23 protein-coding genes and 1 other RNA gene are annotated in these 23864 nt (G+C 41.9%); 15 read left to right on the forward strand and 9 right to left on the reverse strand.

Annotated features, from left to right (window positions below; genetic code table 11):
- The first annotated feature begins 384 nt into the window (after nucleotides 1-384).
- From AC07E5_RS14490 to AC07E5_RS14510, 5 genes are all read left to right on the forward strand, one after another.
- A complete protein-coding gene (locus AC07E5_RS14490; protein WP_004970527.1) occupies nucleotides 385-1386 on the forward strand; it encodes a putative oxygenase MesX in 1002 nt (333 codons plus the stop codon).
- A gap of 26 nt (nucleotides 1387-1412) precedes the next feature.
- Nucleotides 1413-2441, forward strand: coding sequence for a methionine synthase (locus AC07E5_RS14495; protein ID WP_004970525.1), 1029 nt, complete (start codon nucleotides 1413-1415; stop codon nucleotides 2439-2441).
- Nucleotides 2442-2563: 122 nt separating this feature from the next.
- A complete protein-coding gene (locus tag AC07E5_RS14500; RefSeq protein WP_498625717.1) occupies nucleotides 2564-3058 on the forward strand; it encodes a flavin reductase in 495 nt (164 codons plus the stop codon).
- 71 nt (nucleotides 3059-3129) lie between these two features.
- Nucleotides 3130-3420 (forward strand): type II toxin-antitoxin system HigB family toxin, encoded by a 291-nt coding sequence (locus AC07E5_RS14505; protein ID WP_019836372.1) that lies wholly within the window; start codon nucleotides 3130-3132, stop codon nucleotides 3418-3420.
- Nucleotide 3421: 1 nt separating this feature from the next.
- Nucleotides 3422-3823: a helix-turn-helix domain-containing protein gene (locus tag AC07E5_RS14510; RefSeq protein WP_004970519.1), complete on the forward strand. Its 402-nt coding sequence runs from the start codon at nucleotides 3422-3424 to the stop codon at nucleotides 3821-3823.
- Nucleotides 3824-3870: 47 nt separating this feature from the next.
- Here AC07E5_RS14510 and ssrS read toward each other — a convergent pair.
- The 3 genes from ssrS to AC07E5_RS14525 form a co-directional block, all read right to left on the reverse strand.
- A non-coding RNA gene (gene ssrS, locus AC07E5_RS14515) (6S RNA) lies at nucleotides 3871-4053 on the reverse strand.
- Between the two features lie 110 nt (nucleotides 4054-4163).
- Entirely contained in the window at nucleotides 4164-4448 is a 285-nt protein-coding gene (locus tag AC07E5_RS14520) for a cell division protein ZapA (protein ID WP_004970518.1), read from the reverse strand.
- Between the two features lies 1 nt (nucleotide 4449).
- Nucleotides 4450-5001, reverse strand: a complete 552-nt coding sequence (locus tag AC07E5_RS14525) for a hypothetical protein (RefSeq protein ID WP_019836370.1) — start codon at nucleotides 4999-5001, stop codon at nucleotides 4450-4452.
- 64 nt (nucleotides 5002-5065) lie between these two features.
- Between AC07E5_RS14525 and AC07E5_RS14530 the strand changes: the two genes are divergently transcribed.
- The gene (locus tag AC07E5_RS14530; protein WP_180006016.1) at nucleotides 5066-5704 is read left to right on the forward strand and encodes a UPF0149 family protein; all 639 of its coding nucleotides are present in this window, start codon (nucleotides 5066-5068) and stop codon (nucleotides 5702-5704) included.
- Nucleotides 5705-5797: 93 nt separating this feature from the next.
- Entirely contained in the window at nucleotides 5798-7132 is a 1335-nt protein-coding gene (pepP, locus tag AC07E5_RS14535; RefSeq protein WP_498625718.1) for a Xaa-Pro aminopeptidase, read from the forward strand.
- A 79-nt stretch (nucleotides 7133-7211) separates the two neighbouring features.
- Here pepP and AC07E5_RS14540 read toward each other — a convergent pair whose 3' ends face one another.
- Together AC07E5_RS14540 and AC07E5_RS14545 are read right to left on the reverse strand one after the other, a co-directional pair.
- Nucleotides 7212-7505, reverse strand: coding sequence for a type II toxin-antitoxin system RelE family toxin (locus AC07E5_RS14540; protein ID WP_004970510.1), 294 nt, complete (start codon nucleotides 7503-7505; stop codon nucleotides 7212-7214).
- Nucleotides 7495-7740, reverse strand: a complete 246-nt coding sequence (locus AC07E5_RS14545; protein ID WP_004970507.1) for a type II toxin-antitoxin system RelB/DinJ family antitoxin — start codon at nucleotides 7738-7740, stop codon at nucleotides 7495-7497. The genes AC07E5_RS14540 and AC07E5_RS14545 overlap by 11 nt, the downstream gene beginning before the upstream one ends.
- 372 nt (nucleotides 7741-8112) lie before the next feature.
- Here AC07E5_RS14545 and ubiH point away from each other — a divergent pair, with 372 nt between their 5' ends.
- The 3 genes from ubiH (at nucleotide 8113) to AC07E5_RS14560 (ending at nucleotide 10993) form a co-directional block, all read left to right on the forward strand.
- The gene (ubiH, locus tag AC07E5_RS14550; RefSeq protein ID WP_253103861.1) at nucleotides 8113-9321 is read left to right on the forward strand and encodes a 2-octaprenyl-6-methoxyphenyl hydroxylase; all 1209 of its coding nucleotides are present in this window, start codon (nucleotides 8113-8115) and stop codon (nucleotides 9319-9321) included.
- Nucleotides 9318-10568, forward strand: a complete 1251-nt coding sequence (locus AC07E5_RS14555) for an FAD-dependent monooxygenase (protein ID WP_154320491.1) — start codon at nucleotides 9318-9320, stop codon at nucleotides 10566-10568. The genes ubiH and AC07E5_RS14555 overlap by 4 nt, the downstream gene beginning before the upstream one ends.
- Before the next feature lie 176 nt (nucleotides 10569-10744).
- A complete protein-coding gene (locus AC07E5_RS14560; RefSeq protein WP_004972644.1) occupies nucleotides 10745-10993 on the forward strand; it encodes a hypothetical protein in 249 nt (82 codons plus the stop codon).
- A gap of 191 nt (nucleotides 10994-11184) precedes the next feature.
- Here the strand turns inward: AC07E5_RS14560 and rsmI are convergent, their stop codons facing one another.
- The gene (gene rsmI / locus AC07E5_RS14565) at nucleotides 11185-12027 is read right to left on the reverse strand and encodes a 16S rRNA (cytidine(1402)-2'-O)-methyltransferase (RefSeq protein ID WP_178319212.1); all 843 of its coding nucleotides are present in this window, start codon (nucleotides 12025-12027) and stop codon (nucleotides 11185-11187) included.
- A gap of 202 nt (nucleotides 12028-12229) precedes the next feature.
- Between rsmI and AC07E5_RS14570 the strand changes: the two genes are divergently transcribed.
- The 3 genes from AC07E5_RS14570 to AC07E5_RS14580 all read left to right on the forward strand — a co-directional run bounded on the left by AC07E5_RS14570 (nucleotide 12230) and on the right by AC07E5_RS14580 (nucleotide 14323).
- On the forward strand, nucleotides 12230-12658 hold the full coding sequence (locus AC07E5_RS14570; RefSeq protein ID WP_096902164.1) for a YraN family protein: 429 nt from the start codon (nucleotides 12230-12232) through the stop codon (nucleotides 12656-12658).
- Between the two features lie 110 nt (nucleotides 12659-12768).
- A complete protein-coding gene (locus AC07E5_RS14575) occupies nucleotides 12769-13446 on the forward strand; it encodes a BON domain-containing protein (RefSeq protein WP_498625720.1) in 678 nt (225 codons plus the stop codon).
- On the forward strand, nucleotides 13436-14323 hold the full coding sequence (locus AC07E5_RS14580) for an alpha/beta hydrolase (RefSeq protein ID WP_104852296.1): 888 nt from the start codon (nucleotides 13436-13438) through the stop codon (nucleotides 14321-14323). Before AC07E5_RS14575 ends, AC07E5_RS14580 begins: the two co-directional genes overlap by 11 nt.
- Nucleotides 14324-14417: 94 nt before the next feature.
- Here the strand turns inward: AC07E5_RS14580 and nudC are convergent, their stop codons facing one another.
- The 3 genes from nudC to dnaQ form a co-directional block, all read right to left on the reverse strand.
- Nucleotides 14418-15191, reverse strand: coding sequence for an NAD(+) diphosphatase (gene nudC, locus AC07E5_RS14585; protein WP_096902169.1), 774 nt, complete (start codon nucleotides 15189-15191; stop codon nucleotides 14418-14420).
- Nucleotides 15191-16834: a chemotaxis protein gene (locus tag AC07E5_RS14590; protein WP_498625722.1), complete on the reverse strand. Its 1644-nt coding sequence runs from the start codon at nucleotides 16832-16834 to the stop codon at nucleotides 15191-15193. The genes nudC and AC07E5_RS14590 overlap by 1 nt, the downstream gene beginning before the upstream one ends.
- Before the next feature lie 127 nt (nucleotides 16835-16961).
- Nucleotides 16962-18425: a DNA polymerase III subunit epsilon gene (dnaQ, locus tag AC07E5_RS14595; RefSeq protein WP_498625723.1), complete on the reverse strand. Its 1464-nt coding sequence runs from the start codon at nucleotides 18423-18425 to the stop codon at nucleotides 16962-16964.
- Nucleotides 18426-18637: 212 nt separating this feature from the next.
- On the opposite strand from dnaQ, the gene AC07E5_RS14600 reads away from it, so the two are divergent.
- Together AC07E5_RS14600 and AC07E5_RS14605 are read left to right on the forward strand one after the other, a co-directional pair.
- Nucleotides 18638-21913 (forward strand): LysM peptidoglycan-binding domain-containing protein, encoded by a 3276-nt coding sequence (locus AC07E5_RS14600; RefSeq protein WP_419225204.1) that lies wholly within the window; start codon nucleotides 18638-18640, stop codon nucleotides 21911-21913.
- 64 nt (nucleotides 21914-21977) lie between these two features.
- Complete coding sequence (locus tag AC07E5_RS14605) at nucleotides 21978-23816, forward strand: extracellular solute-binding protein (protein ID WP_498625724.1); 1839 nt, start codon at nucleotides 21978-21980, stop codon at nucleotides 23814-23816.
- Nucleotides 23817-23864: the final 48 nt, after the last annotated feature.

Here is a 23864-nt window from a genome sequence, read left to right on the forward strand (position 1 = left end):
CTGAATACATTTTGATCACGAAGATGCTAAACCAAGCCAATCAGAAGCTGAGATTTTCTAACTTCAAGCTGAGTTTCATTCATTCAGGGCTGAAATCTGCTGAATGAACTATGTGCTGTCCTCTAAAATATACTCTTCAATATTTATCGGAATAAAAATATTTTTTGGTTTTAACTTGTTGTTATTGAAATATTTATTTTAATTTTTAAATTTAAGGGATAACAGAAAAACCATCATTTTTAGATGTTTTGCTGCATATTTTAAATTAAGGTGAATAAAATTCACTTTAGGTTGAGGTTAAATCATTTTTATTCACTTTGTCGTTCCAGTATAAATACCCTCATTCAGAAATTTTAACTTTTTAAATTTGGGTAGTAGATCATCATGACAAAGCCATTCACCTGTTCAATTAAACGTATTCGTTTTGACGAAAACTATGAACCTGCTAACAACACGCGTTTAACCACCAATTTTGCAAATTTGGCGCGTGGTGAAAGCCGTCAGGAAAATTTACGCAGAACTTTAGCGATGATCAATAATCGTTTTAACTCGCTGGCATCTTGCGATAACCCAAAAGGTGATCGTTATTCGCTTGAAATCGACATTATTTCTGCAGAAATTGATATTGAAGGAAATGGCAAAACTTTTCCATTCATTGAAATGCTAAAAAGTACGATCACAGATCATCAAACAAATGAACGTATTGAAGGCATGATTGGCAACAGTTTTTCATCGTATGTTCGTGATTATGATTTTAGTGTGGTCTTGCCAGCATTAGGCTGCAAAGTAAATGAAAAGCCTGAAAGTTTTGGTGATTTACATGGCAAGCTTTATCAGCATTTGGTCAGTTCAGCAGTGTTCCAAGCTGAGTTTCAAAAACAACCTGTGATTTGCCTGAGCGTATCAACCACAAAAACTTATTATCGTACGACCAATGTGCATCCTGTCTTAGGCACAGAATATAAAAATGATGAATATTCACGAACCGATGACTATTTTGAAAAAATGGGTTTAACCGTGCGTTACTTCAAACCTGAAAATAGCAATGCACCGCTTGCGTTCTATTTTTCTGGCGATTTACTGCGTGATTACACAGATTTTGAGCTGATCAGTGCCATCAGTACCATGGAAAGTTTCCAGAAAATTTATCGTCCTGAAATTTATAACACCAACTCACCTGCAGGCGAGGTCTATCAGCCAAGTTTGAATTATCAGGATTATTCATTAACCCAAGTTGTATATGACCGTGTTGAGCGAGGTCAGTTGGCAGTCAAGCAGGGCAAATGGACTGAAGAAAACTTTATCAAGCCTTATCAAGATATTCTTGAACAATGGGCTGCCAAGTTCGTGCCGCTACATGCTGCCAATCAAGAACGTGTTGCTTAACTTAAAATACAGATAGAAGATTCAAAATGGCTATTTTATTACCGACCTCAACGGCTGGCAGTTTACCTAAACCTTCGTGGCTCGCAGAACCTGAAAAGCTTTGGTCAGCTTGGAAATTAACAGGGCAAGAATTACTGGACGCAAAACAAGATGCGCTACGTCTATCACTGCATGAACAACAGCAAGCAGAGATTGATATTGTGAGTGATGGGGAGCAAACCCGTCAGCATTTTGTCACCACCTTTATTGAACACCTTGAAGGTGTCGATTTTGAAAAACGTGAAACAGTCAAAATTCGTGATCGTTATGATGCCAGTGTCCCTTCTGTGGTGGGTGCAGTTTCTAGGCAAAAACCAGTCTTTGTTGAAGATGCCAAATTCCTGCGTTCACTGACAGATCAACCCATCAAATGGGCGCTGCCTGGTCCTATGACCATGATTGATACTTTATACGATGCGCACTACAAGAGCCGTGAAAAACTGGCGTGGGAATTTGCCAAAATCCTGAATCAGGAAGCGCGTGAACTTGAAGCAGCAGGCGTGGATATCATCCAGTTTGATGAACCTGCGTTTAATGTGTTTTTTGATGAGGTGAATGACTGGGGCGTGGCAACATTAGAGCGCGCGTTAGAAGGTTTGAAATGTGAAACAGCCGTGCATATTTGCTATGGCTATGGCATTAAAGCCAATACCGATTGGAAAAAAACACTCGGCTCAGAATGGCGTCAATACGAAGCAGTTTTCCCAAAACTACAGCAGTCTAATTTGGATATTATCTCACTGGAATGTCACAACTCACGTGTTCCGATGGATTTGCTTGAACTTATCCGTGGTAAAAAGGTGATGGTGGGTGCGATTGATGTCGCAACGAATACGATTGAAACAGCCGATGAAGTTGCAGATACATTGCGCAAAGCATTGCAATTTGTCGATGCAGACAAGTTGTACCCATCGACTAACTGTGGAATGGCACCATTGAGTCGTCAGGTTGCACGAGGCAAGTTACAGGCTTTGGCTGCTGGTACGAAGATTATTCGCCAAGAATTATCTAGTTAAGCGTTCGATCAGGCGAAGTGAATTCAAGCCAAGTGAATTTAAGTTAAGTGAATCAGGGATGCTTTTTCAGGCAAAAAGCATCCTTTGAACTTTCTAAAAAAGTTGAGTGTTGGAATACGGTGATGGTTAAAGCAACAGACTTCAAAAATGCAATGTCTTTCTTATCAAGTGCAGTCAATGTAGTGACGACAATGGGATATGCAGGACGTCATGGTTTTACTGCATCTGCGGTATGTAGCGTGACAGATACACCGCCAACATTATTGGTGTGTATGAATAAATCATCGCGTTCACATCTCAGTTTTTTAGAGAATAAAGTGCTGTGTGTGAATGTGCTAAATGCAGAACAAGAACATCTTTCCAATGCATTTGCCTCATCAAAATTGAGTTCCGATGAGCGTTTTAAGCAGGCTGAATGGGCTGCTTTGGAAACGGGCGCTCCTATATTAAAAAATGCATTGGTCAGCTTTGATTGTGAAATTTCGCAAATTCAAGAAGTGGGGACGCATACTATTTTTATTTGCCCAATAGTTGCCATTCAAAAAAATCAACAAGATCAGGCGTTGGTTTATTTTAATCGTCACTATCATCAAGTTGGTGAAACTGAGTTTGTTTAATTCGCTATAAAATATTGCAATATGCGATAATCAGTTTATACTTGATTTATAGCAAAATGCGATAAAATATTATGCATGTGATCACCCACGCTAGAATTATAGAGGCAATGCACAAGTGGCCACAGGCTGAAACAGCACTCGATGGTTGGTATCGAATTATTAAGGCAAATGATCCGAAAGACTTTGCCGAAATGAAGCAGTTATTTCCAGCAGTTGATAAAGTTGGAAAGTTTCATGTATTCGATATTGGTGGGAATAAGATTCGACTTATTGCTGTTGTGATGTATCAGGCAAAGCGTGTGTATATTCGTCATGTGTTATCCCATAAAGAATATGACAAAGGTCATTGGAAGGAGGATTAGTATGAACGCAATGATTAAACAGGCTGTAGATCACTGGCACTACGTTGCTCCTTTGCTGAGTAAACCAGAAAATGAAAAAGATTTTCATGCACTTGTCGAGGCTTTAGATGAGCTTTTAGATATTGTTGGTGATGATGAAACGCATCCTTTAATGGGGCTGATTCATCAACTCGGTGACTTGGTTTCTGTTTATGAAAATGAACACCTGCCTATTCCTCATGGAGATGGTCGTGCTGCTTTAGCTTTTTTGATGGCGCAACATGGATTAGGTCAATCTGACTTGGCAGAGGTTGCAACTCAATCTGTGATTTCGGAGATTTTAAGCGGCAAACGCCAGTTGAATATTCGTCATATTAAAGCGCTGTCTGAGCGGTTTAAGGTTTCTGCTGATACATTTTTCTAAACGATTTTATATTTTTTAGACATTTTATTTTTAGATATTTAAAAATAAATAGCTCCGAAGATGCCGCTGCATGTCGTTACCCTGAACCCGAAAAAGTTCAAGGCGGACGCGACGCATACTTGCTGGGTTTCCCATACGAGATGGGCATACGCTCTAAATATGCAGAACACAATCCTAAGATTTAAGTATCGGCAGGGATATAGACTCGCTGGCGAACACCTCAGAGTTAGAATTAGTATAACCCATCTCAGTTGCTTGGCAACTCATGTTCACGAATTAACTGTAAAGATAGAGCTTGTTTGCATAGCCTTTATGCAAACTTAAGTCAAAAAAACGACACTTAAGTAAGGGCTTCAACTTCTTGCAAAATGGTGCTGAGTAAACGCTCACAATGCTCATAATGCTGCAAAGATTTATTCATAGAAAGAACCTCTTGCATCAACTCTAAAGCCACCACAATAATCAGTTTGCTCGGTTCCATATTGGGCGCTTTACGACGAAACTCATCATAGCGTTCATTCAATAATTGTGCTGCACGCTCTAAATCTTCTCTTTTTTCTTCAGTTGTGGCTAAACGGAAACTATGTCCTAAAACACGTAAATCAATTGGAATTTGAACTGACATATTAACCTTCCTCGCTCACTTCGGCAGGGTGGGCAAGTTGTTGAATTTCTTGCGCATGATGATCTTGAGCTGTACCTAAAATTGCAAGACGCTGAATAATAGCTTCAACTTTGGCTTTGGCATGCTCATTTTTTTGTAACAATCTTTCACGTTCTTGTTTGAGTGTCTGAATTTCATGCTGATTCATACGCTGATCATTCAGCATTTTTTCTTTCAGAATGCGTAATTCATTGCGCTCAGCCAAAATTTCCTGAAAGCGGTTTTTCAAATCAGTACAGCTTTTTTCCAAACGACTGTAACGGTCTGCCAGTGCTGTCGCATCTTGGTTTAACTGCTGAAATTGCGCCTGAGTGCTGCTTAATTGCTCAGTCAGATTCTCAATTTCATCTTGCTTGGCAGTAATAATGCTGTTTCTTTGCACAATTTGTGCATGATGCTGTTCCTCAGCAGTTTGCTTGGCTGTGCTGAGGGCGGTATTTTCACTTTCATAATGATCAATTCGTGTTTTTAAAACACCAATATGCGCTTGTAGACGCTGTAATTCTTCTAACATATCGTGGTCGCACAGTATTGCAAACAAAGGTAATATATACGAAGTATAGAGATTGGATAAACGAATGCAAGACGATATTTCAGGTTGGTCGGAATGGTTCCGCAATTTTTCTAACATTGAAGAAATTTCAAGCCCAAGTGAGTTACATGGCTTGCTGACAGGTATAGTTTGTGTGACAGATGCACCAAGTGAAACCGAATGGCAGCAGATTTTAGAAACTTTAAATGTGCCAGAATTAGAGCCTGCCGCACTGTCACTTTTAACCGATGAATCAGAAGATGTCGCACATGCCTTGTCTGAAGATGAGTTGGATTATTTGCCGTTGTTGCCAGATGATGAACATCTTTTACAAGAACGTGTACAAGCTTTGGCGGATTGGTGTGCAGGCGTCGTGCTTGGGTTTGGTTTAGCTTCTGGGCATATTCGTTCAGATGAAATTGAACTGATTGAGCATTTACAAGATGTCGCTGCGGTTGAATTTGAAGATTCAGACAATGACGAAGAAGGCGAAGAAAGCTATCAGGAATTGTATGAATTTGTACGTTTAATTCCTGTGAGTTTATCTGTAGGACGTAAAAAAGTACCAGTAGAAGAAAGCTCTTTATTGCAAAACTTACATGCTAAGTCGCGTCAACAAACTGCACAAACCACACAAAACGCAAGTGCTGTTGTTGAAATGTTTACGCCACACCGTCCGAGTTAATCGGGCGTTGTGTGCCTAAGTATGTCGGTGTAAGGTGCTTTAAGTCATTACAACAATCATATTTTCATCATTTTATATATGTAGACCGTATTTATGAAAAAACTGACTCAAGTCGAATTTAAAGAACGTCGTGATCAACTTGCAGAACTGATGGGGCCCAATAGTGTCGCAATTATTGCAACCAGTCCTGTGGCAATGCGTAATCGTGATGCAGATTATAAATATCGTGCCGACAGCAGTTTTTTCTATTTAACAGGTTTTGCCGAACCTGAAGCAGTTGCGGTGATTGAAACCTATGAATCAATTGATGAAGGTTATACCTACACGTTGTTCTGCCGTGAACGTAACCGTGAAATGGAAATCTGGAATGGTTATCGTGCAGGGCTAGAAGGCGCAATTGAGTTGTTTGAGGCAGATGAGTCTTTTGCAATTGCGCAATTAGATGCAGAAATCATCGCCAAAATTGTCAATAAAGACACGTTGTATTATCGTTTAGGGCAGCAGACTGAATTTGATGTACGTGTTGCGGCATGGAACCAACAAGCCGATGCACAACATCGTCAAGGCAATACTGCACCTGCTAAAATTGTTCAGTTAGATCGTTTGCTGGATGAAATGCGTTTGCATAAAACTGAGTCTGAATTGGAGTTGATGCAAATTGCCTCAAATATCAGTGCAGAAGCGCATATTCGTGCTATGCAAACAGTAAAAGTAGGCATGATGGAATATGAGCTAGAAGCTGAACTGAATTATATTTTTGGTAAAATTGGCTGCGTACCTGCCTATAACAGTATTGTTGGTGGTGGTGAAAATGCCTGCATTTTGCATTATGTCGAAAATGACAAAGTGCTTAAAGATGGCGATTTAGTCCTGATTGATGCAGCCTGTGAATATCAGTGCTATGCCTCAGATATTACCCGTACTTTTCCCGTGAATGGTCAATTCAGCCCAGAACAAAAAGCGCTGTATAACATTGTATTGGATGCGCAAATTGCAGCAATTGAAGCCGTGCAAATTGGTAACTCCTACAAAGAGCCGCATCATGTTGCGGTGCGTATTTTGGTGCAAGGATTGCTTGATCTAGGCATTATGCAGGGCGATTTAGAAGAAATTATTGCTTCAGAAAGTTATCGTCAGTTTTATATGCACGGTACAGGGCATTGGTTGGGCATGGATGTGCATGATGTCGGCAGCTATAAACATGGTGAAGACTGGCGTGTTTATGAAGAAGGTATGGTGGTGACCGTTGAACCGGGTCTATACATTGCACCCGATGATGAAACGGTAGATGCTAAATGGCGTGGTATAGGCATCCGTATTGAAGATGATATTGTGGCGACTGCGAACGGGCCATTGAATCTGACTTCAAAAGTGGTTAAAACTGTGGAAGAGATTGAAGCATTGATGGCAAAAGCTAAATCTGCTTAATTGGGTCTAATCAAAGCTGGTCAAGTGATCAGCTTTTTTATTAGAAAGCGCGTGTAAATTTTGAGTATGTAAATAATTTTTAGTCTTTGATCCGCTTTTTTGCTTCATCATAAACAATGTTATCAGCACGCTTTCCAACGGTAATGAGCAAAATAACGACCTGATCATCTTTGACCTGATAAATAAGTCGGACACCCGCTTTTAATAATTTGATTTTATAGCAGCCAGCAAGATCACCTTTAAGCATGTTCTTTGGAATATGTGGCTGCTCAATGACTTTGGCTAATTTTTTCTTGAATTGGTCGCGGATAGCACTCGGAAGCTTTTCCCATTCTGCAGTGAAGTCCTTGTGACGTAAAAGATTATAAGTCATCTAATGTGACTTCCTCGAACATCTCTTTAGGATCATTCATGCGTTTACGGACAAGTGCCAATAGTTCAGCATCTTCTTCTGAAAGCAACGCTTTCTGTACTGGAAGCTTTCCAGTCGTTGCCACATATTCAAGAATATTGGTAAAGAAATCGGTAGGTGAGATACCTTGTTCTTTAAGGATTGAATAAGATTTTTCTTTAAGGGCTTCATCGACCCTGAAATTAACAGTAGCCATCACTTTTCTCAGTTATTGAATGTATGGAAATATTGTAATGCAATATGCATTACAAAGATAGTTTGTATAATAATCATTATGTGAGATCATTTTTATCATTGAGCTTATTTCAAAATTGATCATCAGCCATCAATAGTACTAAGTATGGAATATATCTTCTCTTGTGTCATGCATGGCTCGGAGCAAGAAGATGGGGGATTAATAATTATAGTTTGAATCGGACATTTGCAAGAAGTCTAATCATCTTCCATAGCTTCAACACTAATTCATTATAAAAATAAATGACTTTGCGGTAAGATAAAATCCATTACAGATTATACGTATTTCGATTGAATCTTTTGAAGTCGAATACCTCATAAAAAGGATCAAGGCATGCAACAAGAAGTGATCATTGTAGGCGGTGGTATGGTCGGGCTAAGCTTAGCCTTGATGTTGGCTAAGTCAAACATTGCAGTGAAGTTGCTAGAAGCGATTCAATACCCCAATTATGACGATGCTAACCTTGCGCCGTATCATTCCAGTTTTGATGCACGTAACAGTGCCTTGTCGCGTCGCAGCGTACAAATTTACCAAGAGCTAGGTTTATGGGATGCCTTGCAAGAACATGCTACGCCTATTTTAGAAGTTCAAATTACCGAACAAGGTAGTTTTGGCAAGGCACGTTTATTGGCCGAACAAGAAAAAGTCGAAAGCTTTGGTCAGGTGATTGAAAATGCATGGTTAGGTCGAGTGTTGTTGACCGAAGTACGTAAACAACCTTTGATTGAATTGATTGATGGTGTGCAGGTCACCAGTCTTAAACAAGATGCAAATTTTGCCTATATTGAAGCGGTACGCGGTCAGGAACAATTACAGCTTGCTGCCAAACTACTGATTGCTGCCGATGGTCGTGATTCTTTCTGCCGTAAAGCCTTGGGCATTGGTGCATCGGAACATGATTATGACCAAGTAGCGATTGTGACCACAGTGCAAACCTCCAAGCCGCATGCGCATGTGGGTTTTGAGCGTTTTAGTCATTTAGGGCCTTTGGCGTTGCTGCCCCTGCCAGGTGAATATCGCCGTTCTGTGGTGTGGCCTGTGCCAAAAGGGACAGAACATGAATGGATTGGTGATGAAAATGATCAACACTTTTTAAATGCCTTGCAACAAGCCTATGGTGACCGTGCAGGGAAGTTTGAAAAAACAGGACGTCGTTTTAGTTTTCCATTGTCACAAGTTCTGGCAGAAAAACAGGCGGTTGGTCGCGTTGTACTGATGGGTAATGCAGCGCATACCATTCACCCAGTCGCAGGGCAGGGCTTTAACTTGTGTATGCGAGATGCTTACGTATTATTGCGTTATCTCACCGAACAGGCGGCACAGTCAGCAGATTTAGGCGATGCTGCAATGCTGCGTGACTATGAACAATCGCGTTTGAAAGATCAACAGCGAGTCATTAAATTCTGTGACAGCGTGGTACGTGGATTTAGCAATCAAAACCCAATCCTGAAATTTATGCGTAATACAGGCTTAGTCGCGTTTGATACCATTCCAGGCATTAAACCTTTGGTCGCCAATTATGCCATGGGGTTAAAAGCATGATCACAGCAAATCAACAAACGCAAGTGTTAGATGTCGTCATTATTGGTGGCGGCTTGGTGGGAGGCTTAACTGCACTTTTATTGGCACAAGGGGGGGTGCAGGCTACAGTTTTAGATGCCGCACCTATTTTAGATGCAGAGAAAACCCTTGCAGTTGCCAATCCGCGTGTATTGGCTTTAAGTCAGGCCACCATCCACCTGTTAAAAACAGTCAATGTCTGGTCTAAACTGGCGCGACATATGCCGTATAGCGGCATGCAGGTTTGGAATAAAAATGGCTATGGCGAAATTAACTTTGGGGCAAGTAACGAACGTACACCCGCTATTGAGCAGGCTCTGGGTTCAATGGTCGAGCCAAGCATTTTAAATCTAGCGATTCAGCAGCAAATGTTGCAACAAGTGCAAGATTATCGAACGCAAGTCAAAGTGACCCGTTTAGAGCGTGGTGTTGGCGTTTGGCACATTTATTTGGCCGATGGTACACAATTACAGACTAAGCTAGTCATTGGCGCAGATGGTGCTAACTCCTTTGTGCGCGAACAAGCCTTTATTGATTTTGATGTGTTGGATTATCGTCAGGCAGGTCTAACCTGTGCAATTCGTACTGCGCAGCCGCATCAGCATGTTGCACGTCAAATTTTCTTAGAAACTGGTCCTTTGGCCTATTTACCGATGGCAAGTTTACACGCCGAGCAGGAAGGGCATTGGCAGTCGATTGTTTGGACTTTGCCTGATGACTATGCCGAAGAATATGCCAAACTGAATGATGACGACTTTACCCAACTTTTGACTCGTGAAAGTCATCACATGCTTGGGGAAGTCTTAGAGGCAACCCCACGTGCTATTTTCCCACTGAAAGCACGTGCAGCGCAGCGTTATGTGCAAGATGGTTTGGCACTTATTGGTGATGCCGCGCATGTAATTCATCCGCTTGCAGGGCAGGGCGTGAATATTGGTTGTCTGGATGCAGCCGTACTGTGCGATGTGTTGTTGCATGATTTCAAACGTGGTGTTTGGGCGCATGAGCAAACTTTAAAGCGTTACGAGCATCGTCGTAAAGGACAAAATGATGCCATGATGCATAGTATGTCTGCGATTGGCTGGATGGAAACCACCACTTTATTCCCTGTGGTGTGGGCACGTAACTTTGGTTTAAAACAGGTGGAGCAGCTGCCTGCGTTAAAAGATGCCTTTATGTCACAAGCCAGTGGATTAAGCCTGCTTAAAGACACACGCTACGCGGTTTAAAGCAAAACAGTCGTTTTTTGTACGGTCATACATACCTGATTACGAATTTGGTTAAAAAAGATACGTTTTTTTTAATCTAGACTCTATGCGAAAGGCCAAGAGATTGCTAAATTTCATCGTAATTCATAACCAGTTTTCACTTGGACTAAATTGAAGTCATTTGTGGGGAGATTAAGATGACGGACATGAACGATTACGATGATGTAGAAGATTCAACTGTAGACGAAGATGAAGCGAAAGCGGCTGAAAAAGGTGCAGCAGAATCAGAAGAAGGTGCTGTAGATGGTGATCTTGCAGAAGCAGAAACTCTCACTGTAACTGCCAAACTAAAACAGCGTCAGGCATTGGAAGATGAAGTGGCTGCATTCTTGGCGCGTGGCGGAAAAATTACCGAAGTGCCACCAGATGAGTCTGCGCGCGACTAATCTGTTGAACGTGCTTGCTGAACTTGTTGATTGAATTTATTCGTTGAACTGTTGAGTGAGTTAGGGCGGGATGCTTACTATGCAGGCTGCTCTAATGTTTATCACTTCAAGATAAAAAAGCATCACCTTGTATAAAGGGTGATGCTTTTTTTATGCGCGATGATCGTCATCACTGTTATTGCTCAATCGGCTTATTCAGCTGCTTGGCTTAATTCCAACGCACGTTGATAGGCAATTTTCTTTTTAATCCCTGTTAGATCAGCCGCCAATTGTGATGCTGCTTTTACCGATAAATCTTGCAACAAACGCTGCAATAATTGATCTAATTTTTCTTGTTCCATGTCTTTTTCTTCGCTCGCTCCCCCCACCACCAATACAATTTCACCTTTTTGTTGATGATGATCTGCTGCGATAAATTCAGCCAATTCACCTAAAGTCATTTTTTTAATGGTTTCAAAGGTTTTGGTGATTTCACGGGCAAAGCCAACAGGGCGATCTGCACCAAACACGGCAGCCATATCTTTGACTGAATCTAAAATTCGATGTGGTGCTTCATAAAAAATCAGGGTTTGGGTTTCATCTTTTAGCTTTTCAAGTTGTTGTAATCGCTGTGACTGTTTAGAAGCGAGAAATCCCTGAAAACTAAAGCGATCACTTGGTAAGCCAACCGCACTGAGCGCTGCAATGGCTGCACATGCACCCGGCACAGGAATCACACGAATACCATTGGCTTGTGCTGCACGAACCAGTTTAAAACCTGGGTCGCTAATCAGTGGTGTACCTGCATCGCTAATGAGCGCCATGTCTTCGCCATTGAGTAATTTTTGGACTAAAATATCAATCTTGTTACTTTCGTTGTGTTCATGGCAGGCTGTAAGCGGAGTTGAAATATTAAAATGTTTCATTAATTGTGCAGAGGTGCGGGTATCTTCAGCAGCAATTAGGCTGACTGATTTGAGCACATCAATTGCACGGTAGCTCATATCATCTAAGTGACCAATTGGGGTAGCAACAACAAATAACTGGGCACTCATTGAGTTTTCTCCGTGGGAAATAACAAACTAAAATAAAAAAATCAAACACGAAACAACGGCAGTATTGGCTTGCGTCTGATGCAAGTTACAGACCAAGCGCTTATTCTACCTGAATTGCAGTCTGACGTGTGAAACTCGCGTCATCTCACCTCAGTGAATAATATGCCTGATCAGCACAACAAAATAAAAAATTGGATATAGCATGAATAAAAAAATACTGCAGCAAAGCATTGGCACATGGGCAGAGCAGACGGCTTGGCAATATTTACATCAACACGGTTGGCGTATGCTGGAGCAGAATTATCACAGTGTTTTTGGTGAAATAGATGGTATTTTTATTCAAGCAGAACAACTGATTTTTGTAGAAGTTAAAGCGCGTTCGCAAACTGGCTATGGCAAAGCCTACGAAGTGGTGTCTGCATCTAAGCAGCGTAAAATTATGAAAACCGCCATGCAGTTTTTAACAGAATATCCACACTATTCAGAATATTATTGTCGTTTTGATGTGATTTGCTTTGATTTTTCTCAGCAATTTGCAAAAACAGTACAGCAAGACTTTTCCAAATTCCCGTATGATTTGCAATGGATTGAAAATGCTTTTACTTTTGATGCAGACTTGATTAATCTTTGAGTGAAATTTAAAGCAAAAGCATCAGTCGGTGTATTGTTGATCGTGCAAATCTAAGGATGAAATGCACAGCACAAGCCAGAATTGAAAGAAAATAATAGGAGTCTTGCTGAGTGTTCAAGCGTATTGCAGTGACCTTGCTGTGTGTAGCAAGTTTATCGGGTTGTGCAAGTTTTATTTCAAGTGGCACAGGCACTGCGCCAGTGGGTACAGAAAGTGGTGCACGCTCACTTGGGCAAGTGTTTATAGATAACTCTATTGAACGTACTGCAAAAATTAATTTATATAAACTGGATTCACGTTTTAAACAATCACGTGTCAATATAGAAAGTTTTCATGGCAATGTGTTGTTGACAGGGCAAGTGCCTGACGCGCATTTAAAACAGTTGGCAGAAGACAATGTGCGTGCCATGAGTGATGTAAAAACCATCCACAATTATATTACAGTGGGTAATCAAATCAGCTATAGCACCATTATGCAGGACACCACGGTTACTGCAAATACCCGTGGGTTGATTATGAAAGCACCTGTGGTGTCAGACAGCAAAGTGCGTATTCATACCGAAGATGGTGTGTTGTATGTGATGGGACGTTTAAACAATGCAGAATTGCAGGATTTAAACCAAGTGCTACAACAAGTGGGCAATGTCACTAAAATTATTACCCTGATTGATAATATTGAGCTACAACCGAGCAACAATACGAACTTTGTCAGCCCAATGGTTGCTCCAGAAACACAAACGCCAGTCGCGATTGACCCAGATCAGGTTGAACCGACACATGTTCAATAATGTGGAACACTGGTTTAAACAACTGAATAAAACTTTAGAACAGGCGAAACGTATTTATGAAGAATTTCGCCTGTATAGTTTGGGCAGCTATGCGCTGAACCGTTTAACCCCACGTCAGGGTTATACCGTTCAAAGCAATATTGCTTATGGTTTACGTGCGCGACATCGTCTGGATTTGTACCGCACTACAACACCACGCCCGCAGTGTCCACTCATGGTGTTTGTGCATGGTGGGGCATGGTCACGTGGCGATAAGCAGGATTATCGTTTTGTGGGCGAAGCTTTTGCAAAAGAAGGCTTTGATGTTGCGGTGATGAACTATCAACTCGCGCCACAGCATATTTTTCCCACCTATATTGATGATTTAACTCTTGCACTGAATTACTTGACTCAGCAGCAACACAAACTGGGTATTTCTACGGCACAGGTGGTATTGATGGGACATTCGGCTGGGGCATTTAATGTGATGTCCTTGTTGTACCATCCCCAGCCCTATGCTTTAAGCTGTAAAGATCACATTCGTGCGATTATTGGTTTGGCAGGGCCTTATCATTTTGATTATAAGGATGATCCGCTATGTGCCGATGCCTTTGATCAAGAGGTGCCGTATCAGGATGTGATGCCGTATTATTTTGTGGAGCCGAATTCAGTCAAACACTATTTATTGGTGGCAGAAAAAGATCAAATTGTGGGGGCAAGTAATGCCACAGACTTCGACCACGTATTAAAGAAATATGGCAATCATAGTGAAATTATTGTCATTCCAAAAACAGGGCATGTCAGTGTTATGGCATCGGTGTCGAGTTTGTTTAGTCGTTTCTTTGCGACCAAACGCCAAATTATGCGTGCTTTAGATCAGGCACTTAAAGATGCGTGATGTTGATTGATCTTCTGTGGAAAATGGTAATTAAAAAAACCGTTGCAGCTTATGGGGTGCAACGGTTTTTTAAATGCAAGATTGCGAATTAGACTTATAGCCAAGCTTTGGTGTCATCTGCCACAGGCGTGCCTTGGGTCACATGCATAATCATGGCATGGGCGATACTGCCTTTAAATGGAATATCAGGCAGTTGATCAAACTTAAAGAACTGTGCATCACGAATTTCTTCTTCCTGTAACTGAATTTCACCGCCTGCATATTCAGCTTTAAAGGCGATCATTAAGTTACTTGGAAAAGGCCACGGCTGGCTGGCAAGATACTGAATATTTTTAAGTTGTACGCCAACTTCTTCAAAAGTTTCACGACGTACTGCTTCTTCGAGTGTTTCACCCACTTCAACAAAGCCTGCGATTAAACCGTAAATGGGCAGTTTATTGCGTGCATTACGCGCCAATAAGACTTCATCTTCACCACGAGTAATCACGGTAATGACACATGGATTTACGCGCGGATATTGGTGATAGCCACAAGCAGGGCAGACCATGGCATATTGAGTCGCATGGACTTCGGTTTTATGACCGCAATGGCTGCAGAATTTATGATTGCGACGCCATTCGAGTAACTGAATGGCACGGCTAGCTTGTTCAAACTGTTGGGTGTTCCAGACTTGTAAAAGTTGTCGGATTGGAACCAGTTGAAAGCCTTCAGGGATAGATTCATCTTCAAGTAGATCTCGGGCAATCACTTGATCACCCGAGCTAAAACTTAAATCACTTGCCAACTTTTCCACACGTGGTAATTGGAAGTTTTCATCGACCAAAAGTTGTTGTTGCTGAAAAATATATGCAAGTGAGAGTTCAGTCATTAGGCTACAGTTTTCAATTTTTCACTACTGTCCAATGCTACCTTAAACATGCTTTGCAGAACAGGTTGTTTGTTCTTTAAATTGTCAATCAGCATATCTGCACTGGCAAGCGTATCTAAGATATTGTTGACCTGTTCAGCTGTTAAGTTTTGCCCTGCTTCAACTTGTGCATGCACAAAATCTGCAGATACTTTCAGTGCTTTTTGACCACTTTCAGCATTCAAGAACAACATTGCCCCTGCAACTTCACGAATTTGCGCTGAAGTATGCTCTAAATCTGCAACACTTTGAGTTTGTAGGTGCTGAGTCAGGGTTTGCGTAATCAAATCAATCAGTAATTTGGTTTCGGTCAACAAGGCTTCATGCGCTTCATCTAAACGATCTAGCGAAATATTCATGTTGTTGACGCGCAACTGCAAGCGACTAGAGGTGTGATGACGTTCAAGCACACCAATTGAGTTCATGGCAGATAAAATCACGTTCATTAATTGCTGGGCAAAGTTTTCATCTTTGAGCAATTCAGGACGGCTTAATGATTCTGCCTGACGTTCTAAGTCTTGATTGGCTTCATTTAAGTTCAGTACTTTAAATAAGTTCGCCAACTCTTTTAACTTACTTTGCAATTCCTGTGTTTTTTCAGGACTCATGTTTTGGTAGTTGTATTCAATGTCATTGCGAATCTGTGCCATTTCTGTGGTCACTAAGTCGCTAATGGTGTGCATGGTGTCAAAATCTGGACCATATAAATGACGGCTGAATACTTGTAATTGTGTGTCAGTCAATAAGTCTTCACCAAGATTCATCTGGCTGCGAATATGTTGTGAAATTTCATCTTCTTGACTAATGCACAGACTTAAAATGTTCGCGAGATCAGTCAAGGTCGCAGTGAATGTTTCTGGCGCTGCAAAGTATTGACGCATATTGTGTTCAATACCAATGAGGGTGCGTAAGCGTGGCTCATTTAGCAATAAGTCATCAATATGGTTGAAGGCAACGTGTACCAAACCCCAATATTGTTGGCTCGGATGGCTTTCTGCCAAGCCTGCCAAATATGTCCCGACTAATTTGATTGCTTGAAGATCCATTTCAGATTCTTCTTGCTTGAGTAATTTGTGTAATGACAATTTATACAAGCGATGCACATAAGCCGACTTTTCTAATGAAGGCGCTTGCGGCAATTGAAAGCTAGGGGTGATGCAATCGAGCAGGCCTTCAATATGTTGACCTTCTTGCGTTAATGGTTTACCTAAAGCCAGTTCTAAACGGTTTAAGGTATCGAGCAAAAATTGTGGAATTTTAACTTCACGCAGGCAAATAAACTCAATATAACGCTTGAGCATAGTTGTGCCTTCGCTGAGCGCAATCACTTCCTGTGTGTTGATATTGCTTGGGTTCCCCATAATTTTGCGCATCAGCTCTGCAGAGTATTGCGCAATTTTTGCCAAGCTTTCCATATCAATTAAGGCTAAAACCTGAGCGCACTGTTCAAATTGATTCAGTGCATCATCAATACCAAAAGGTAAAGTTTGATCTTCTGCTAAGGTGCTTACTGCGGATTCAACCAGTTTGATAGAATTATCAACCTCATTTTTTATTATCAGCAAGGCAGTTGGATCAAAATGTATAGAGGTTTGGTAAGACATGGATCTGCACCTTTCCTAGTGTTTTATCTGTTTGTTGGTTCTTTGCAAAAATACAAAGTCCTATTTGCTTTAACTATAACTGAACTGGCGAATCTTTAAATACATAAAATTACAAAACTCGTAGATTTTATTTGGCAAAAAAGCAAGGTTTACCGTGTTTTTCTTCAAATTGTTTGACCCAATTCTCATGCGCAGCCAGTTCATCTTCTGAAGGTAATATTACCGCTAGGTCAATATCAATACTTAAACGGTCACTTTGACGTTGTTGTTCTTCACTTGCAGACAGGGTATCCATATCAAATGCAACCTGTCCACCCGTCATTGCCAAGTATACATCGGCAAGAATTTCGGCATCCAGTAATGCGCCGTGGAAGGTACGGTCACGCGCAGGAATCTCATAACGTCTGACCAAAGCATCCAAGGAGTTTTTTTGCCCAGGGTGTTTGCTTTTTGCCATCAGCAATGAGTCCGTTACGGTACACACTTCTGATAAATTACCCAAACCTGCGCGACTGAATTCCATGTCTAGGAAGTTCATATCGAAGGTAGCGTTATGCGCAATAATTTCTGCACCTTTGAGGTATTGATACAGCACATCTGCAATTTCGGCAAATTTTGGTTTATCTTTTAAGAACTCATCTGAAATACCGTGAATATTTTCTGATTCACCGACCAGTTTTTCAGGCTGGATATAAATGTGGATAGAACTGCCCGTGAGTTTACGGTTAATCATTTCCAGCGCACCCACTTCAATAATACGGTCACCGTCCTGATAATAAAAACCTGTGGTTTCCGTATCTAAAATCAGTTGGCGCGGGCCGTGTAGCGCAAGTGTGGCAGGCGTCACCACAATATGCGGGTGCATTGCAGATGTAGCATCCACAATATTTTCACTTGAGGTGACATTTTCTGAGTTTAGTGCTATTTCACGATCATTATTTAAAGTATCACCAGTAGCGGCCTGTGTGCTTTCATCATCCTCTATAATGCTGTGTTTTTGATCGTTACTTTCTAAATTGCTGTCTGGTGTTGTATTTTCCATTTCAGGTTCATCTTCAATCAGGTCAAAACCGAAAGGATCATCTAGTAACCAGTCAGATTCAGCTTTTTTTTTATCCTGTTGCGGTGCATCCAAAGTGGGTGCTGCATTAGATGGAGAATTCAAGGTTTTCTGAACTTGATCTGCACCCAAGTTGGCCAATTGGTCTGCCATTTCATTGCCTGCATGTCCTGCATGGCCTTTAATCCAGTTCCATTCAATTTCACGCCCCTGACACGTGGCATCTAATTTTTGCCAAAGGTCTGGGTTTTTGACATCTTTCCAGTTCTTCTTTTTCCAGCCGTGAATCCACTCGGTAATGCCTTGTTTGACATAGTTGGAGTCTGTCCAAATAATCAATTTGGCATCGGTTGGGCAAAATAAAATACCTTCGATGGCTGCAGTGAGTTCCATGCGGTTATTGGTGGTTTGTGCTTCGCCACCATGTAATTTATGCTCTGCCTGTTCGGTGATGATATACGCCCCCCAACCCCCTAAGCCAGGATTACCACGGCAAGCACCATCAACATATAATGTGATTGTTTGAGACATAAATCAGATCCGAATACTCAGCAAAATAAATCAAAATAAAAAGCTATTGTATATCGCAAATTTAGTTTAGACCCAAAATTCCTGCTATTTTTTTAATTTCTTGTAACATTTATAGCGGAAACACGCTAAATTAAAGCCTTGTGTCGTTGTCTAGCTCCACTACAATGGCATGTCTAAAAAATAATTTATATACGAGTTGTTTGGATTCTTTTATGTATAAACCAACCACGCGCTTGTGGCAGCCGACTTTACCTTCATTTTTTAAAATTACAGTTTTAGGTTCAGCATTGGCTGCCTTAGGCTTGATGTCTGGCTGTAGCTCGACCCAGGGTGCGAGCAAGCCGCTTACTTCAAGTCAGGTCGGGTCGGGTTATTTAGATGCCAGCACATTGGATGGTTTGGAAGACTTACTATCTGCAACCGATATGCGTGCAGTTGAAGGCGATCGTTTATTGATTTTAAAACATGGCGATGTTTGGAAGCGTATGACCGTGGGTTTCAAAATGGATTTAAACCATTGGAACCCGCGTATTGAAGCACAGCGTGGCTGGTTTATTTCGCGTCAGCCATATTTGGATCGTTTAAGTGCGCGTGCTTCACGTTATTTATATCACACAGTAAAAGAAGCTGAACGCCGTGGTATGCCAACTGAATTGGCATTGTTACCTGTCATTGAAAGCTCGTACGACCCCGCTGCAACCAGTAGTGCTGCAGCTGCAGGTTTATGGCAGTTTATTCCAAGTACAGGCCGTATTTACGGCTTAAAACAAACCTCAATGTATGATGGCCGTCGAGATGTAGTGGAGTCGACCCGTGCTGCCTATGAGTTCTTAGGCAGTTTGTATAATCAGTTTGGTTCTTGGGAATTGGCATTGGCAGCCTATAACGCAGGGCCAGGACGTATTCAGCAAGCGATTAACCGTAATAAGGCGGCAGGTTTACCAACCGATTATTGGTCTTTGAAACTGCCTCAGGAAACCATGAATTATGTGCCACGTTTCTTGGCAGTGGCGCAAATTATTAAAAGTCCACATGCTTATGGCGTGTCTTTACCTCCAATTGCCAACCGTCCTCACTTCCGTGAGTTAAATGTAGGTGCGGTAAATTTAAATGATGTGGCCAGCATTACAGGTTTAAGCCGTGCGGAACTCTATTCGCTTAACCCAGGGCATCGTGGTGATCGGATCGACACGCAAAGCCCAATGCGAATTTTAATTCCTGCAGATTTAAGTCCAACGGTAGATGCACGATTAAAAAAATTACAAAGTGGTGGTGGTTTATGGGCAAGCAATACAAGTAACACGCCGTCGTTTTCTTCATCTGGAGTAACGATCACACCGTCTAAATCTGCGCCACCCGCATTGACCACGGCAACCACCAGTAGAACGACAACGAGCAAAACAGCATCTGCTACGCCAGCAGCAACCGCAAAAGCCGCAAGCACCACACCCTCAAATACCTCCACGACAGCCAGTGCGTCTAAACCTGCATCAACAACACCTGCACGTTTGTCACGTACACCACGAGGCTCAGATGCCTTGGCTGCATTTGCAGCAGGGAGTGATGTACCAAGTGCACCGCGTATTCCTGTTGCAGTTACGCCTGCGGCAAATATTCAACCTGTACGGATTGAACCACCAATTTCAACGACCGAGCGTGAACAGATTCTTGCTGCGGTACAGGCAGAAGGCAGTAATAAAACGGTGGAAGAGGTGTTGCAGCCTGTAGCCTCTAAGGCAGAGCAAGAGCAACTTGTGGCGGAACTAAAACAAATTGCACCTCAAGGCACTGAGATTGTCGATCCATACGATGGGAAAATTAAGCTTACAGCAATTCAAACCAGCCAGTCTGTGGCAGAGCAGCAAGGTAAAGAGTTAACCAAAGGCTTTGCTTACCCGAAAAGTGTGGCAGAAAGCACACGTGTAGATTCAGAAGAAGCCAAGCGCAATCAGGGTAAAAACTTTGTGCGTACGGACTCTGAAGTTGTGGTTATTCCGCCAAAAGGCAAACGGACTACTTATACCGTATTGGCGGGCGATACTTTGGCCAGTATTGCCATGAAAAATGGTTTGAATTGGCGTGATATTGCGAAGTGGAACCAAATTGCACCCGATGCAACTTTGTATGTCGGCACCAGTATTTATTTGTACGATGCCAAGCCACAGGCAGAGCCAGCCAAACCGAAAACCATGCCTGAGCAATATGTGGTGCAAGCCAATGATACTTTAACAGGTGTTGCCAGTCAGTTTGGTTTAAGCGTTAAACAATTGGCAGATTATAATAATTTGAGCACTACCAGTGGTTTATTGGTCGGACAGCGTTTAAGTTTAAAAGAAACTGCGGCATCTAAAGCCAAAGCGGAAGCGGATAAAAAAGCGGCAGAACAAGCCACAAAAGTCGTGACCAAAAGCTATGTGGTGAAACGTGGCGAATATTTAAAACTGATAGCAGACCGTTATGCCTTGTCAAATCAGGAATTGGCAGATTTAACCCCAGGTCTGACGGCGGGCAGCAGTTTATTGGTGGGTCAGCGTATTAATGTCCCTGTAAATGAAGCAACGACTCAGAAAGCTGAAGCGAACAAAGCCGAGGCCAGTAAGTCAGAAGCAAAAACTGAAGCACCAAACTATCCAACAGAAAATTATCAGGTACAGCGTGGCGATACTTTATCCAGTATTGCCAACCAAGCCAAAATTTCGTTGGCTGAATTGGCCAGTTTGAACAATTTAACCACCCAAAGTGGGGTACGCATTGGTCAAAGCTTAAAAGTACCTGCGGGCGTTAATGTACCTGAGCGTTATACGGTACAACGTGGAGATACCTTATCTGCTATTTCTACCAAATATAACTTGAGTCAGGAATACATAGCAGAGTTGAATAACATTAGCCGTAACGGTGGTTTAAGAGCAGGACAAAGTCTGAAACTCACGGGTGATGTTCCTGATAAAAAAGCCCAAGTTGAAGCAGCGACTGAAACTGCCAATGATATTCACGTCGTGAAAGCAGGGGAAACTTTAAGCAGTATTGCTCGCCAATATAAATTGCAATTGAGTTATTTGGCAGAGCTGAATGAATTATCGCGTACCGCCAATGTGCGTATTGGGCAGCGCTTAAAAGTTGATGCCAGCGCTGCAACTGTTGATGCAAAAGCCGAAGTATCAAACGTAGCTAAAAGTAGCAGTACTAAAGCGACTGAAGCTTATCGCGTAAAAAGTGGCGAGTCCTTAAATTCAATTGCCAACCGTGTTGGTATTTCAGTTGCTGAATTGGCTAGTTTAAATGGCTTAACCCCACGTTCAGGCTTACAGATTGGTCAAAGTATTCAAATTCCAAAAACTGTGACTGAATATAAGGTCAAACGTGGAGATACATTGATTGGTTTGGCCAACCGTTATGGTATCGACAGCAAAGCTTTGGCCGATTTAAATGACATGCAGCCGAATACGCAATTGCGCATTGGTGATGTGATTAAAGTCCCGAATCTGTAATGATCAATCTCCAGGATGCGCTGTGGGCTGCATCCTGAGTGATACTGCACAAGGAGCTGTGCGCATGTCTTTCGCGCTACACAAAACATTGTTCTGTCTGGTGGGATGTCTGGCATTGCCACAGTTCGGTTGGGCTGCCATTCAAACTACACCATATATTGCGGTGCATAGCCAACCTCAGTATGCGGGGCGTACAGCCATGCCTTATGCCAATCCGCATGCACCCAAAGGTGGAGATTTGATTCGCGCCAGTAATGGCACTTATGACAATTTAAATGACATGAATGGCAAAGGCAGCTCCACCGATGGGGTGAATTTTTTGTTTGATTCACTCATGAGCAGTTCTTTAGACGAGCCGGGGGTGATGTATCCCTTATTGGCTGAAAAAGTTAGCTATGACCCGAAGCAAACAGCCTTTGTGATTTTTCATTTGAATCCTCAAGCAAAGTTTAGCGATGGCAGTCCAGTCACTGCAGAAGATGTTAAATTCAGTTTTGATGCATTTCAGACCAAGTCCAATCCGGGTTTGCAAATGTATTTGTCTGACTTGGATAAAACCACAGTCTTGTCCAAACATCAGGTAAAAGTCAGTTTTAAATCCAGCAACAATGCAGAAATGCCACTGATTTTGTCGCAAATGCCCATCTATTCTAAAAAAGATTGGCAAAAGCGTGATTTTACCCGTATTACCCTCGAACCTATTTTAGGTTCTGGGCCTTATCTGATTGAACGGATTGATGCAGGGCGCAGCATCACCTATAAACGTAATCCTAATTACTGGGGCAAGGATCTGCCCATAAACAAAGGGCGCTATAATTTTGACCGCCTAAAATATGTGTATTATCGCAATCTAGATATTGCCTTTGAAGGCTTTAAGTCGGGGCAATATACGCTGCATGAAGAATATACGGCACGTAAATGGGTGACGGAATATCGTTTCCCTGCCGTGAATGCGGGCATGGTGGTTAAGCATAAATTTCAGCACCAGAACCCAATTCCAACTCAAAGTTTTGTATTCAATACCCGCAGACATGCATTTCAGGATATTCGTTTTCGGCAAGCCTTGACCTATGCTTACGATTTTGAATGGCAAAACAAAGCTCTGTTTTATGGGCAATATCGCCGTTTGCAAAGTTATTTTTCTAACAGTGAATTAGAAGCCAAAGGCACACCTTCAGCCGCAGAATTGTCTGTTTTAAAACCCTATTTGGCCAAGCTGCATCCTATTCAACGCCAAGGCGTATTGCAAAATTGGCAGTATCCTGTGACTGATGCCAGTGGCTTTAACCGTAACGGCTTGCTTAAAGCCCGTGAATTGCTTTTGAAAGCGGGTTATCGTTTTCAGCAAGGTAAATTGGTCGATGCCAAAGGCAAAGCCATTCAAATTGAATTTTTAATTCATCAGGATGGTTTGCAACGCACATTAGTGCCTTTTGTGCGCAATATGAAACGTCTGGGCGTTACGGTAAATATTCGGCATGTCGATGTGCCGCAATATATTGAACGCATGCGCCGTGCCGATTTTGATATGACCACCAGTGTCATGCCGCAATCTTTAAGTCCAGGCAATGAGCAAGCACAGCTTTGGAGTAGTGCTGCCGCAGATCAACCAGGAAACTATAATTACGCAGGCATTAAAAACCCAGTAATTGATGAAGTGGTACAACAGTTGATTCGTGCGCCTAATCGTGAACAATTGATTGTGCGTACCAAAGTTTTGGATCGTTTATTGCGTGCGGGGTATTATCAAATTCCAACCTATGGCAAAGGTGAAAACTGGTATGCCTATTGGAATATGTATCGTCAGCCCGCCATCAAACCTAAACTATCGGCAGGAATTGATTATTGGTGGAGTGATGCTGCCCAAGCCAAGAAAGTTGCACATTATTTACGTCAACAATAACGATTTTAAAACTCAAGCATGACAGTGTTTGCGATAAACCAGAACATT

It is taken from the genome of Acinetobacter seohaensis, assembly GCF_056431365.1.

Bases quoted from the DNA above. Each gene is read 5' to 3' on its own strand.
- AC07E5_RS14490 (WP_004970527.1), top strand. From the start codon at position 385: ATGACAAAGCCATTCACCTGTTCAATTAAACGTATTCGTTTTGACGAA.
- AC07E5_RS14495 (WP_004970525.1), top strand. From the start codon at position 1,413: ATGGCTATTTTATTACCGACCTCAACGGCTGGCAGTTTACCTAAACCT.
- AC07E5_RS14500 (WP_498625717.1), top strand. From the start codon at position 2,564: ATGGTTAAAGCAACAGACTTCAAAAATGCAATGTCTTTCTTATCAAGT.
- AC07E5_RS14505 (WP_019836372.1), top strand. From the start codon at position 3,130: ATGCATGTGATCACCCACGCTAGAATTATAGAGGCAATGCACAAGTGG.
- AC07E5_RS14510 (WP_004970519.1), top strand. From the start codon at position 3,422: ATGAACGCAATGATTAAACAGGCTGTAGATCACTGGCACTACGTTGCT.
- AC07E5_RS14520 (WP_004970518.1), bottom strand. From the start codon at position 4,448: ATGTCAGTTCAAATTCCAATTGATTTACGTGTTTTAGGACATAGTTTC.
- AC07E5_RS14525 (WP_019836370.1), bottom strand. From the start codon at position 5,001: ATGTTAGAAGAATTACAGCGTCTACAAGCGCATATTGGTGTTTTAAAA.
- AC07E5_RS14530 (WP_180006016.1), top strand. From the start codon at position 5,066: ATGCAAGACGATATTTCAGGTTGGTCGGAATGGTTCCGCAATTTTTCT.
- pepP (WP_498625718.1), top strand. From the start codon at position 5,798: ATGAAAAAACTGACTCAAGTCGAATTTAAAGAACGTCGTGATCAACTT.
- AC07E5_RS14540 (WP_004970510.1), bottom strand. From the start codon at position 7,505: ATGACTTATAATCTTTTACGTCACAAGGACTTCACTGCAGAATGGGAA.
- AC07E5_RS14545 (WP_004970507.1), bottom strand. From the start codon at position 7,740: ATGGCTACTGTTAATTTCAGGGTCGATGAAGCCCTTAAAGAAAAATCT.
- ubiH (WP_253103861.1), top strand. From the start codon at position 8,113: ATGCAACAAGAAGTGATCATTGTAGGCGGTGGTATGGTCGGGCTAAGC.
- AC07E5_RS14555 (WP_154320491.1), top strand. From the start codon at position 9,318: ATGATCACAGCAAATCAACAAACGCAAGTGTTAGATGTCGTCATTATT.
- AC07E5_RS14560 (WP_004972644.1), top strand. From the start codon at position 10,745: ATGACGGACATGAACGATTACGATGATGTAGAAGATTCAACTGTAGAC.
- rsmI (WP_178319212.1), bottom strand. From the start codon at position 12,027: ATGAGTGCCCAGTTATTTGTTGTTGCTACCCCAATTGGTCACTTAGAT.
- AC07E5_RS14570 (WP_096902164.1), top strand. From the start codon at position 12,230: ATGAATAAAAAAATACTGCAGCAAAGCATTGGCACATGGGCAGAGCAG.
- AC07E5_RS14580 (WP_104852296.1), top strand. From the start codon at position 13,436: ATGTTCAATAATGTGGAACACTGGTTTAAACAACTGAATAAAACTTTA.
- nudC (WP_096902169.1), bottom strand. From the start codon at position 15,191: ATGACTGAACTCTCACTTGCATATATTTTTCAGCAACAACAACTTTTG.
- AC07E5_RS14590 (WP_498625722.1), bottom strand. From the start codon at position 16,834: ATGTCTTACCAAACCTCTATACATTTTGATCCAACTGCCTTGCTGATA.
- dnaQ (WP_498625723.1), bottom strand. From the start codon at position 18,425: ATGTCTCAAACAATCACATTATATGTTGATGGTGCTTGCCGTGGTAAT.
- AC07E5_RS14600 (WP_419225204.1), top strand. From the start codon at position 18,638: ATGTATAAACCAACCACGCGCTTGTGGCAGCCGACTTTACCTTCATTT.
- AC07E5_RS14605 (WP_498625724.1), top strand. From the start codon at position 21,978: ATGTCTTTCGCGCTACACAAAACATTGTTCTGTCTGGTGGGATGTCTG.